Annotated in this window: 10 protein-coding genes; all 10 read left to right on the forward strand. The window is 54.6% G+C overall.

Going from position 1 to position 12,432, the window contains the following annotated elements; all coding sequences use genetic code 11:
* The first annotated feature begins 33 nt into the window (after positions 1-33).
* Complete coding sequence (locus tag DARO_RS06580) at positions 34-1,224, forward strand: glycosyltransferase family 4 protein (protein WP_011287030.1); 1,191 nt, start codon at positions 34-36, stop codon at positions 1,222-1,224.
* A gap of 98 nt (positions 1,225-1,322) precedes the next feature.
* Positions 1,323-2,417 carry an MraY family glycosyltransferase gene (locus tag DARO_RS06585; protein WP_041224789.1) on the forward strand — a complete coding sequence of 365 codons (1,095 nt, stop codon included), beginning with the start codon at positions 1,323-1,325 and terminating at the stop codon, positions 2,415-2,417.
* A gap of 3 nt (positions 2,418-2,420) precedes the next feature.
* The gene (locus tag DARO_RS06590; protein ID WP_011287032.1) at positions 2,421-3,710 is read left to right on the forward strand and encodes a flippase; all 1,290 of its coding nucleotides are present in this window, start codon (positions 2,421-2,423) and stop codon (positions 3,708-3,710) included.
* Between the two features lie 2 nt (positions 3,711-3,712).
* A complete protein-coding gene (locus DARO_RS06595; RefSeq protein WP_011287033.1) occupies positions 3,713-4,915 on the forward strand; it encodes an O-antigen polymerase in 1,203 nt (400 codons plus the stop codon).
* A 4-nt stretch (positions 4,916-4,919) separates the two neighbouring features.
* Entirely contained in the window at positions 4,920-5,843 is a 924-nt protein-coding gene (locus DARO_RS06600; protein ID WP_011287034.1) for a glycosyltransferase family 2 protein, read from the forward strand.
* Positions 5,844-5,938: 95 nt separating this feature from the next.
* Positions 5,939-6,919 (forward strand): glycosyltransferase family 4 protein, encoded by a 981-nt coding sequence (locus tag DARO_RS06605; protein WP_198134110.1) that lies wholly within the window; start codon positions 5,939-5,941, stop codon positions 6,917-6,919.
* Positions 6,907-8,859, forward strand: a complete 1,953-nt coding sequence (gene asnB / locus DARO_RS06610) for an asparagine synthase (glutamine-hydrolyzing) (protein WP_011287036.1) — start codon at positions 6,907-6,909, stop codon at positions 8,857-8,859. The genes DARO_RS06605 and asnB overlap by 13 nt, the downstream gene beginning before the upstream one ends.
* Positions 8,850-10,013, forward strand: a complete 1,164-nt coding sequence (locus tag DARO_RS06615; RefSeq protein ID WP_011287037.1) for a glycosyltransferase family 4 protein — start codon at positions 8,850-8,852, stop codon at positions 10,011-10,013. Before asnB ends, DARO_RS06615 begins: the two co-directional genes overlap by 10 nt.
* On the forward strand, positions 10,010-10,570 hold the full coding sequence (locus DARO_RS06620; RefSeq protein ID WP_011287038.1) for a sugar transferase: 561 nt from the start codon (positions 10,010-10,012) through the stop codon (positions 10,568-10,570). The genes DARO_RS06615 and DARO_RS06620 overlap by 4 nt, the downstream gene beginning before the upstream one ends.
* Before the next feature lie 102 nt (positions 10,571-10,672).
* The gene (locus DARO_RS06625; RefSeq protein ID WP_198134111.1) at positions 10,673-12,430 is read left to right on the forward strand and encodes a nucleoside-diphosphate sugar epimerase/dehydratase; all 1,758 of its coding nucleotides are present in this window, start codon (positions 10,673-10,675) and stop codon (positions 12,428-12,430) included.
* The last annotated feature ends 2 nt before the right edge of the window (positions 12,431-12,432 follow it).

The following is a 12,432-nucleotide window of genomic DNA, read 5'->3' on the forward strand; positions in this document are numbered from 1 at the left end:
TCGGACCTTTGGGTTGCTTGTTAGAGTCTCACCATGCACATCGTATTAGTTGCGGATGTATTTCCTCCTCTCCGTTCGTCAGGTGCCGTTCAGCTAAGAGATCTTGCTCGCGAGTTCGTTCGTCAGGGGCACCAACTCACGATGCTGGTTGCCTCTCCGGAAATAAGCTCGCCGTGGCTCATTGAAGACTGGGAGGAAGTTCAGGTTGTCAGGCTCAAGTCGCCAAGAACCAAAGATATCGGCTATGTGAGGCGCGCGCTTGGCGAATTCCTGATGCCTTTTGTCATGTTGCGGAATCTGCGGCAGAGTCCATTGGCTTCACAACGATGGGATGGTGTTGTCTGGTACTCCCCGACGATATTTCTCGGGCCGATCGTCAATGCCCTGAAACGGGAGGGCGATTGTCGCGGCTACCTTATCATTCGGGATATCTTTCCCGAATGGGCTGCCGATATGGGTTTGATGGGAAGAGGCTTGCCTTATCGGTTTTTCAAAGCGATTGCGAGCTATCAATATTCTGTAGCGGATGTGATCGGCGTTCAGACTCCGGGGAATTTGACTTATTTTGACGACTGGCTAGTCAAATCCGGCGGTCGTCTCGAGGTACTGCACAATTGGTTAGCGCGTACCACAGACACTGGGTGCAGCATTTCAGTCGCCAATACCAGGTTGGCCGGACGAACAGTCTTTGTATATGCCGGAAACATGGGGGTTGCCCAAGGCGTGAGAATCTTGCTTGATCTCGCCGAAAATTTGAAAGATCGATCGGATATCGGCTTTTTGTTTGTCGGGCGAGGTAGTGAGGTACCGTGCCTCATTGCCAGTGCTGAACACCGCGGACTTGATAACGTTGTTTTCTTTGATGAAATCGATCCAGACGAGATTCCTGGGCTTTATGCTCAATGTCATATCGGTCTGGTTGCGCTGGATCCTCGTCATAAAACGCATAACATCCCCGGTAAATTCCTCTCATACATGCTCTCCGGCTTGCCTGTCCTGGCCTCGATAAATCCCGGCAATGATCTGGTCGATCTGATTCTGCAGGAAAAGGTGGGGGGGGTTTGCACAGATTCGTCAGTCGCTTCCCTAGCGCAACTGGCGCGAGACCTGGTGGACAACGTTTCAAATGATCGTGAAAAAGGTGAGCGCTGCAGGAGGCTGGCGGAAAAGCTGTTTTCGCCGCAAGCAGCAGTTCGGCAAATTGTGACTGCGCTAATGCGGTAATTGCTGAATTGATATTGTAATTTTCCGATTGCGAATCGCATACGGTCGAGTGCAGACCGTGATAGTTTAAAATGCACCGTTTTTTCACTAGGCTAGCTTTGAATACAGTTCTCATTTCCTTTCTTGTCTCGCTCGTTGCGACCTTGCTCATCATCCGTTTCGACCATCTGCATGCTCATGTCTCAGGTGATCATGACACAGGGGGGGTCCAGAAATTCCACGCCCAGTCGGTGCCGCGAATTGGCGGTGTGGGAATCATGATTGCGTTGCTTGCTCAAGGGATATGGTTGCTTTTCAGGCAAAGTGATTTGGGTGTTCCATTCATGATTATGCTATTTGCATCGTTGCCTGCGTTTGTCGGTGGTTTGGTTGAGGATTTAACTAAGAGAGTCGGTGTACTTGCTCGCCTGGCGTTGACGATGTGTGCCGCATTGCTAGGATTTTGGCTATTAAACGCTACGCTTACACGTATTGATGTCCCCTTGCTGGATGATCTCCTGAGGTATGGTGTGGTGGCCCTGCTTTTCACTGCGGTGGCTGTTGGAGGAATAGCCAACGCCATCAACATCATTGATGGTTTTAACGGTCTTGCCGGGATGGTGGCTATGATGATTTTGGCCGCTCTCGGATACGTCGCATTTATCCTTGGGGATAGCTTGTTGTGGATGCTGAGTTTGGCTGCCGTGGGGAGCATCCTCGGTTTCTTTGTCTGGAATTACCCGCGCGGCATGATCTTTCTTGGTGATGGTGGTGCCTACCTGATCGGGTTCCTGATTGGTGAGATTTCGGTTTTGTTGGTATCGCGGCATCCGGAAGTTTCCCCATGGTTTCCCTTGCTTTTGGTGATCTACCCTGTATTCGAAACACTTTTCTCCATCTACCGCAGGAAATTTATCAAGGGAGTATCGCCTGGAATGCCCGATGCTCTCCATTTGCATACCTTGGTATTCAGGCGTCTGGTGCGCTGGGCAGTAGGCGTGGGATCTACAGCTCAGCTCAAACAGAATGCAGCAACATCACCTTACCTGTGGATACTCTGCTCGATGTCAGTTTTTCCCGCGCTGTTTTTTTGGCGGAACACGATGGCGCTCGTTGTCTGTGTCATCGGATTTGCCACTCTTTATATCTGGATATATCAACGCATCGTCCGTTTCAAAAGCCCCAGGATGTTGATAAACAGAGAGCGAAGGTAGTTTGTGGTCGGGCATTTTCGATTGGGACGGAACGTCGTATTGACGCTTGCGGGATTGGCGTTACCCTTGCTGATGGGCGCCTTTTCGATTCCTTACATTATCGAAAAGCTTGGCACTGGTCGTTTTGGCGTTCTCACGCTGATTTGGGCCGTTTTCGGCTATTTCAGTCTGTTTGATTTTGGTATCAGTAAAGCCCTGACCAAGCAGGTGGCTGAGGCAAGAGATGATTCTGAACGTTCTGGTGCCGTCGTACGAGCAGGGCTAACGTTCCTGCTCGGTTTTGGCATATTGCTCAGCGTAATGTTGTATGCAAGTTTTCCACTGGCAACCGGGGCGGGGGTTTTCAAAGACACTCCTGAAATTGAGAGTTGCATCAATTGGTTGGTTGTGGGAATGCCGTTTTTGCTTGTATCAAACGGGTTGCGCGGAATCCTCGAAGGGTTGGGTATCTTCGGGTCTCCCGCTATTGCGCGAATACTATTGGGTATTTCAACATTCGGATTGCCACTGCCGCTTCTGGCATTCTGGCCCTCTCTGGATGTTCTGGTGATTGGGCTGGTGATCGGTCGAATCGTTACCGTGGTGACCCAAGCCTGGGCGTGCGTGCCTTTGCTTCGCCTTGCGCGACATAGCAAATTATCACCTTCAGAGTTCAAGAGGCTGCTGACCTTTGGGGGCTGGATGATGGTGTCTAATCTAGTCAGTCCGCTCATGGTTTTTGCAGATCGATTTGTAATTTCAGCGAGCCCATCTGCGTCTAATTTGGCTTACTACACGACGCCCTTCGAGGTTGTTACGCGCTTGCTCGTCGTTCCCGCCGCGATTACGACCGTGCTTTTCCCTGAAATGGCCAAGTTGCAAGGTGAACGCCAATTCGAACGTCTGGCCTCCCTCAACCGGCGTGGCATGCTGGTCATGGCACTCATTATGTTTCCATGTATGGCGATTGGTGTTTTTGGAGCTAATGCAATTCTGACTTGGTGGCTCGGCGCCCAATTTGCCGATATGGCGACAGTGCCAATGCAGATCATGTGTGTTGGCGTTCTGTTTAATAGCTTGGCGCAATTTCCGTTCTCATTGATTCAGGCTGTGGGACGCGTCAAATTGATTGCCTGCATCCACTGTCTCGAATTGCCATTGTATTTTGTGCTGCTTTCGGCCCTGCTCCGGAACTATGGTATCGACGGTGCCGCATGGGCTTGGTTAATCCGAGTTTTTGTCGATTTCTCGGTTTTGACCTTCGTTGCCAGGCGTGTTTCAAGTGGCTCCGGGTTTTCGAAGATTAACGGTTAGCCATGATGATCGTGGTCTCCTTTCTGTGTGTAGCAATCGTACTGTTGCAGTATCGCGCCAAGAAGCTCATGGCGCCTGCTTCGATAAATGCAGTGATCTGGCTTGCTGTATCCCTTACTTACCAAATTCAAGGAGACAGCCTCGACGTGTTGCGTTGGGATGCGATAGCTGTCGTGCTTGTGGGGATTGCCACTTTTGGCTTTGGGGCAGTTTGTTCGGAAAGAATTCATTTTGCCTTGCCACAGCCTTCCCGCTCCGGGGGGGCTCCGAGCTTCTTTCTTCCGGCCTTGCTTGGTGTGCTGACGATTGGCCTAGCAGGGAATTTGGGGCGGTCGCTGGAATACGTTCATTTTGTTGATGGAATGAGCTTGTTTGGCGGACAGAATTCCTGGTATGGATCGTTGAGGAATACATTGATAGCCGATCATCATGGCTCATTTGGCATTTGGAGCTATTTCCTTCCATTGTCTTATGCAGCAGTGGCGTATCTGTTATGTGATAAAGAAAAGTCGGCAAGGCATTACGCGATCATCACTTCATTGGTTACATTCGGTTATGTTTTTCTGGCGACGGGAAGAACGTTTATTCTCCTTTTTGTGACTATTTTATTTGTTGTGGTGGCTTACAGGGGCTGGCTAAATAAGACTCGATCGATAGCGCTCCTTGTTCCCTTGTTTTTAATTGTGTTTTGGGTTTCACCAATTATTGCTGGTCGCGTTTCTGGTGGTGGTTTCAATTATTTCATGATGTATTTTGTCGCACCGCTGGCTAATTTTGATTGGGGTATGCATGGGGTTTTCGCATGTTGTACCCATGGCGAAACGACGTTCCGAACCATTTTTGCGGTGCTTGCGAAGCTGGGTTTCAACGTTCCGGTTGTGGAGTTGATTCAGCCATGGGCAGGGACGAAGCTTTCGGGAAATGTTTACACTGTCTTCATGCCCTACTATCGTGATTTCGGCTTGGCAGGTGTAGCCCTATTTTTGTTTTTCTTCGGAGCGTTGCATACATGGATTTCTAGGCAAGCATCATTAGATAATCCCTTGGCAGTTTTTTTAAATGCCATTTTTTTCTATGCGCTTGTTATGCAATTTTTCCAGGATCAGTATTTCAGCTTGTTGTCACAATGGGTGCAAATGATCTTCTGGATGTCCCTCCTGTTGTGGATAAGGCCGATTCGCTGCGCTTCTTTCCAGAAGGGCTGATGCGATGATTTCAGTCATTATTGTGAATTGGAATGCGGGACGACAATTGGCGACTTGTATACAGTCGGTGGTCAATTCGTCGAATGGTTTCGTTCAGAAAATTGTGGTTGTGGATAACGGGTCGACCGATGACTCTTTGGCGGGGATTGGCCAAATCGAGAACGTCGAGATCATCAAGGCCGAAGAGAACCTCGGGTTTGGTCGTGCCTGCAATCTCGGTGCTTCGCGTTGTAGCAGCGAATATATTTTGCTCTTGAACCCGGACGCCGAGGTTTATGAAAGTACCTTTGACGATCTGGGGAGGTATCTGTCGTCGGGTATGCCGCAATCAGTCGGTATCGTCGGTATCCAATTGCTGGATGAAACAGGGCGCATCGCGCGATCCTGTACCCGTTTTCCTGGGCCTGCGGCTTTTATTGCCGGAGCCCTGGGGGCCGACCGAATATTTCCAAAACTTGGTCATTTCATGTCGGAGTGGCCACACGATGAGTCACGCATCGTTGATCATGTTATCGGAGCGTTTTACCTTGTGCGTCGTGATGTGTTCAATGCGCTGGGCGGCTTTGACGAGCGCTTCTTTCTATATCTTGAAGATCTAGATTTGTCGTTGCGAGCCAAGAAGGCAGGATGGGATACTGTTTTCCTTGCAAACATTCAGGCGTTTCATGCTGGCGGCGGTACCTCGTGCCAGATAAAGGCTAGGCGATTGTTCTATGCGACCCGTAGCAAACTTCAATATGCCTTCAAGCACTTCTCGTTGATTGGTGCATTGATGGTCTTGTTGGCCACGTTGCTGCTCGAATTGCCGGTCAGGACTGTGCATGCTGCTGCGCGCGGATCGGGATCTGCGCTAAGGGAAACCTGGTCGGCGTGGGGAATGTTGCTTCGGTGGTTGCCGCAGTGGTGGTTTCGCGGAGTTACCCGTTGAAGGTATTAGCCTTGACTCGTTATGGTCGGGCGGGCGCCAGTAGCCGAATCCGATTCCTGCAGTTTCTGCCGCATCTGGAGCAGCACGGAGTTTTCATGGATATCGCCCCATTGTTGCGCGATGCCTACCTGACACGCCTGTATGCGGGTGGTGGGCGCGCAATGATGGAGATTGCAATTGATTATCTTCGACGCATTTCGCAACTCTTCAAGATCAAGCAGTACGATCTGCTGTGGATCGAAAAAGAGCTGTTTCCCGATCTGCCATCGTGGGTGGAAACATGGCTCAATCGTCTCGGCATTCGTTATGTTGTCGATTACGATGACGCGATTTTTCACAATTATGATTTGAGCCGTAATCCGCTTCGTCGCTGTCTCGCGGAAAAGATCGATTCGGTCATGCGTTCAGCCTCGGTCGTGGTCTGCGGGAACCACTATCTCGCGGAGAGGGCGCTGCGTGCGGGATCGAAAGCGGTCGAAATACTGCCAACTGTGGTCGATCTGGATCGGTATTCCGTTCGGCCGATCGAGCCATCCGTTTTTGTCACCATAGGCTGGATCGGATCACCCGCGACTGCGAAATATCTCCCCCTGGTTGCGCCATCATTGAGGCTGCTGGCTGAGAAATTTCCGTTGAAACTCTGCGTGGTAGGCGCCAATCCTGAGATGGAAGGCGTTGAGGTTGTTTCCAGGCAGTGGTCGGAGCTTTCTGAGGTTAGGGATATTCAATCCTTTGACATCGGTATAATGCCCCTTGAGGACTCCCCTTGGGAGCGTGGAAAGTGCGGTTACAAACTCATTCAGTATATGGCGTGTGGTATCCCCGTTGTCGGTTCGCCGATCGGGGTTAATCGGGAAATCGTGCGCCATGGTGAAAATGGGTATTTGGCCAGCACGCCGGATGAGTGGATTGAGGCGTTATCCGAGTTGATCGCTAATAGCACCCAGCGCGGGTATATGGGGGCAGTTGGGCGGGGGCTTGTGGAAAAAGAGTATTGCGTCCAAGTCGTCGCACCTAAGTTGGCGGAGGTGTTTTCCCGAGCTATTTACCAAGAGGACTCTGCATGTGCGGCGTGATCGGTTTTATCCGCACTGATTTTTCCAGGACTTACGCCGCGGATTCAAGGCGCCAGCTTGAACTCATGGCTGATGCAGTTGTTCACCGTGGCCCCGACGATGCCGGATATTGGGGGGATGAGAGCCACGGCATATGGTTGGGGCATCGGCGGCTTTCGATCCTTGATTTGTCCCCTGCTGGTCATCAGCCGATGTCTTCTGCCTGTGGTCGCTATATCGTCGTTTTCAACGGCGAGGTTTACAACTGGGCGAGCATCCGTACGGAACTGGAGCAGTCTGGACGTGCCCCAGTGTGGCGTGGCCATTCCGATACCGAGGTTCTGTTGGCTGGACTCGTGGCCTGGGGGCTGGAAGCGACCTTGAAACGTGCACGCGGGATGTTCGCCATCGCCGTTTGGGATCGTCAGCAGCGGGTGCTTTCGCTCGCTCGCGACCGTATCGGCGAGAAGCCTTTGTATTACGGCCGGGTCGGCGATACTTTTGTCTTTGCCTCGGAATTGAAATCGCTAAGGGCGATTCCGGGGGCGGATTTTCAGACCGACCCGGGTTCGCTGGCCCTGATGTTGCGCTATGGCTACGTGCCGGCGCCGTTGTGCATTTACCGGAATATTTTCAAGTTGCCACCGGGCACCCTGCTGCGCGTCAATGCCCGGGGTGAGTTCGGCGAGCCCGAGGCCTGGTGGTCTTTCGCCGAGACCGCACAGCAGCGTGTCGCCGGTCGTTCGCCGATGTCCGACGCAGCGGCCCTGGATGCCCTCGACGAGGTGCTGGGTGCAGCCATTGGCGAGCAGATGGTGGCCGATGTGCCTTTGGGGGCGTTGCTCTCCGGCGGGCTCGACTCCTCGATGGTTGTTGCCTTGATGCAGGCGAGAAGCACCAAGCCGGTTCGCACTTTCACGATCGGTTTCGCCGAGGGCGCGTACGACGAGGCGGCACATGCCAAGGTCGTTGCCGCCCATCTGGGCACGGAGCACACTGAGCTTTACGTGTCGCCGGATCAGGCACGCGCCATCATCCCGAGTTTGCCTGACATGTACGACGAGCCGTTTGCGGATTCGTCGCAGATCCCGACGGCCCTCGTTTGTGCGCTGACCCGCCAGCACGTCACGGTTTGCCTCTCCGGCGATGCCGGCGACGAGTTGTTTGGCGGTTACAACCGCTATTTCTGGGCGACTTCCCTGTGGCGGCGTTTCGGAAAAATGCCGCTCGGACTGCGGAAAGGGGCGGCCGGGATTTTCTCCTCCGTTTCTGCCGGGACATGGAACAGCGCCTTTGGCGCATTGTCGTGGGCGATGCCCGGGCGGCTCCGGGTCAGCAACCCCGGAGACAAGCTGCACAAGCTGGCTGAAGTCATGGCCGCGGAGTCGGAGGAGGCTCTCTATCGCGAACTGGTCAGCCAGTGGCGGGGTCCCCTGCCGATGCGCTCGCCAAACGAGCCGAGAACCTTGGTGCCCGATCCGGCGCGCTGGCCTCGTATGCCGTCGTATGCCGAGCGGATGATGGCGGTCGATACACTGACCTATTTGCCGGACGACATCCTGGTCAAGGTTGATCGGGCGGCGATGGCGGCCAGCCTTGAAACCCGCGTTCCCTTTCTGGACGAACGGGTGATTTCCTTTGCGTGGGGCCTGCCTTTCGAGCAGAAAGTCCGCAATGGCCAAGGCAAGTGGTTGCTCAGGCAGTTGCTGTACCGCTATGTACCGCAAGCCATGGTCGATCGTCCGAAGCAGGGCTTCGGCGTTCCCATCGAGCATTGGCTGCGCGGGCCGCTGCGCGATTGGGCAGAAGACCTGTTGTCGCCGGATCAGTTGGCCTCGGATGGTTTGCTCGACCCGACACCGATTCGGGCGATGTGGGAAAAACACCTGTCGGGACGAAATGTGCAATATGCGTTGTGGAATGTGCTGATGTACCAGGCTTGGAGAAGACGATGGGCTTGAGGGTTTGCCAACTCTGTGCGGTCGATTTCACACTCAAGCATTTCCTGTTGCCGCTGATCGACGGCATGCAGAACCACGGTTGGGAGGTGACGGCCGTCTGTTCTGACGGGCCGGAGATTCCCGGGCTGCGCGCCAGGGGTTACACGGTAGATACCATTCCGATTTCCCGCAGCCTCAACGTTTTCAGGCATGCTGTTTCCGTAGTGCGGTTGGCCGCCTATTTCCGACAACAGCGGTTCGACATCCTGCATGTACATACGCCGGTGGCCGCTCTGGTCGCCCGGATGGCGGCATTTCTGGCGCGGGTGCCGGTCGTTGTCTATACAGCGCACGGCTTTTACTTCCACGACGAAATGCCGTCCTGGAAGCGTCGCCTGTTCGTCTCACTGGAGCGTTTTGCCGGTCGCTTCACCAATCTGCTGTTCACCCAAAGTGCCGAGGATGCGGAGACGGCGGTGCAGGAAGGCATTTCCCCGGCGGGGGATACGCTGGCCATCGGCAACGGCGTCGATGCCGGGCGCTTCGATCCATCTGTGATCGGCGCTGGGGGCGAGATGCGCCGTGCCTTGGGCATCCCTGAAGAGGCTTTTGTTATCGGCATCATCGCTCGTCAGGTGATTGAAAAAGGGATCATGGAATTTCTCGAGGCGGCCATTGCCGCGGCCGGGAAAAACCAGGAGATTCACATCCTGATGGTTGGTGAGCGCTTGGCAAGCGATCACGCCGGTGATGTGGAGGCAGAACTAGAGCGGGCTGGTGCAGCGCTCGGCAAGCGTCTGGTAGCAACCGGTGCGCGCAAGGATATCCCGGAACTGCTGGCGGCCATGGACGTCTTCTGTCTGCCGTCATGGCGGGAGGGAATGCCGCGCACCATCATCGAGGCCATGATGATGGGCAAGGCCGTCATTGCCACCGATATCCGGGGTTCCCGGGAGGAAGTCGTGCCTGGGGAAACGGGGCTGCTGGTTCCTACTCGATCTCCGGAAGCCCTGGCCGAAGCGTTTCTGGCCTTGGCGGGTGATCGCCAAAAGGTTGTGTCGATGGGGCTCAAGGGGCGCGAGCGCGCCTTGGCGCTATACGACGAGGCGCAGGTGGTTGCCTTGCAGATTCGGCGAATCGAGCAATTACTGAATAAAGAACACGTAACGGCATGAAGCGTCTTTTTGATCTGGTTCTGGCGCTGGCCGCCGTTTGCATATTTGCCATTCCACTGGCGGTGGTTGCCTTGCTGGTCAAGGCCACTTCGCCGGGGCCGATCCTGTATTGGTCCGATCGTGTCGGGCGGCACAACCGGATATTCCGCATGCCGAAGTTCCGCAGCATGCGGGTCGGCACGCCGGCCGTCGCCACCCATCTGCTGAACAACCCCGCCACTCACCTGACGCCGATCGGTTCGTTCCTGCGCCGTTCCAGCCTCGATGAACTGCCGCAGGTTTGGAGTATATTGGTCGGCGATATGAGCTTTGTCGGCCCGCGTCCGGCCTTGTTCAACCAGGACGACTTGGTCGCCCTTCGCACCGAGGCGGGTGTTCACGAGTTGCAACCGGGTCTGACCGGGTGGGCGCAGGTCAACGGCCGGGATGAGTTGCCAATTCCACAGAAGGTCGCTCTCGATGTCGAATATCTTCGCCGGCAGAGCTTCTGGTTCGATCTCCGGATCATTTGGCTGACCGCCCTCAAGGTCGTGAGAAGCGACGGCGTTTCACATTAGCACATTATGAATAAGACAATAAAACCGACACTCTTCAGCCTGAACCCGCGGACGCTGGCCGCCTTTGCCTTTGACGTCTGTGCCGCCGGGGCCGCCTGGTTGTTGGCGTTCTGGCTGCGTTTCAACTTTGACACGCCAGCTGAGTTCCAGGGAGTTGCCGTCGGGTCGCTGCTCTGGGTCTTGCCGTTGTTCGCGGCCCTGTTTTATTTTTTCGGGCTGTACCAAGGGCTTTGGCGTTTTGCCAGTATCACCGACCTGCAGCATTTGCTCAGTGCAGTCTTCGTCGGTGCCTTGCTGACCTCGACAGTGGTCGCGATTTTCAAGGTGCCGCTGATTCCACGCTCGGTGCTCGTCCTGCATCCGCTGCTTCTGTCCATCATCATGGGCGGAACGCGGTTTGCCTATCGAAGCTGGAAGGAGCACCGCGTCTATGGTCCGGCCAAGCTGCGCGGACAGCCGGTCCTGATCATCGGTGCGGGCGAGGCGGCCGATTCCCTGCTGCGGGAAATTCATCGTAGCGGTCAGTGGTACGCGGTCGCGATTGTCGATGACAATCCAGGCAGAACGGGGCGGCGTCTGAGAGGTTTGCCCATCATGTCGCCGATCGAAAACATTGGTCCGATCGCGGAAAACCTTGGTGCAAAGCATGCCATCATCGCCATGCCGAATGATAGGCCCGCCCAGCGGCGACGCGTCACGGAACTGGCTTCGGCGGCTGGGTTGACCGTCCTGACCGTGCCTTCGTATGACGATCTGCTGTCAGGGCGGCTTTCGGTGTCCAGCATTCGGAAGGTCGAACTGGAGGACTTGCTGGGCCGCGAAGCCGTGTCGCTGGACGATAACGGCGTGCACGATTTGCTGGGCGGAAATGTTGTACTGGTCACTGGCGCCGGCGGTTCCATCGGGTCCGAACTCTGTCGTCAGATTGCCCGTTTCAAGCCTTCGCGACTGGTGTTGGTTGACGCTTCCGAATTCGCGCTCTACAGCATTGGCGAAGAGTTGAGTGTCAGCCATCCGTTGTTGCAGTGCCAGTCATGGGCTGCTGATGTTCGTGACAAGGATCGCGTCACGGAGATATTTGCTCAAGAGCGGCCGGTTGTCGTGTTCCATGCTGCTGCTTACAAGCATGTGCCTTTGATGGAAAGCGTCAATGCCTGGCAGGCGGTCCGGACCAATGCCTTGGGAACTCACACGGTAGCGAGGATTGCGCAGGATTTTGAGGTCAGGAAATTTGTCCTGATTTCGACTGACAAGGCAGTGAATCCGACAAACGTGATGGGGGCGACCAAGCGGCTTGCCGAGCTGCTTTGTCTGGCTGTCAATGCCGGCCAAAGTACAAAATTCGTGACAGTCAGGTTTGGGAACGTCCTAGGCAGCAACGGAAGTGTCATACCGAAGTTCCGGGAGCAGATAGCTCAAGGTGGACCAATCACCGTAACTCATCCGGACATTGTTCGCTATTTCATGACGATACCCGAGGCTGCGCAGTTGGTTTTGCAGGCTGGTTTGATGGGGAAGGGGGGCGAAATCTTCGTTCTCGACATGGGGGAGCCAGTCAGGATCATTGATCTCGCCAAGGACATGATCCGACTATCAGGCCTTTCCGATGATGATGTTCGGATTGAATTCACCGGTTTGCGGCCCGGTGAAAAGCTGTATGAAGAACTACTTGCTGATGATGAAACGACGCTTACGACGCCGCATCCAAAGTTGCGAATTGCTCGTTTTTCGGATGATTTGTCTGCCGCGGAGTGCGAGGAATTGCTGAACTGGTTGCAGCTTCCTGTTCGTCCGACCTCTGACGTAAAAGCCGGATTGCGGCGATTTGTTCCTGAGTACGTTGCCGATTTGGCTGCCTAGGG

It is taken from the genome of Dechloromonas aromatica RCB (assembly GCF_000012425.1).

What these genes read in the sequence shown, in the direction of transcription:
- DARO_RS06615 (WP_011287037.1), top strand. Translation starts at nt 8,850, where the DNA reads ATGGGCTTGAGGGTTTGCCAACTCTGTGCGGTCGATTTCACACTCAAG.
- asnB (WP_011287036.1), top strand. Translation starts at nt 6,907, where the DNA reads ATGTGCGGCGTGATCGGTTTTATCCGCACTGATTTTTCCAGGACTTAC.
- DARO_RS06595 (WP_011287033.1), top strand. Translation starts at nt 3,713, where the DNA reads ATGATGATCGTGGTCTCCTTTCTGTGTGTAGCAATCGTACTGTTGCAG.
- DARO_RS06580 (WP_011287030.1), top strand. Translation starts at nt 34, where the DNA reads ATGCACATCGTATTAGTTGCGGATGTATTTCCTCCTCTCCGTTCGTCA.
- DARO_RS06620 (WP_011287038.1), top strand. Translation starts at nt 10,010, where the DNA reads ATGAAGCGTCTTTTTGATCTGGTTCTGGCGCTGGCCGCCGTTTGCATA.
- DARO_RS06600 (WP_011287034.1), top strand. Translation starts at nt 4,920, where the DNA reads ATGATTTCAGTCATTATTGTGAATTGGAATGCGGGACGACAATTGGCG.
- DARO_RS06605 (WP_198134110.1), top strand. Translation starts at nt 5,939, where the DNA reads ATGGATATCGCCCCATTGTTGCGCGATGCCTACCTGACACGCCTGTAT.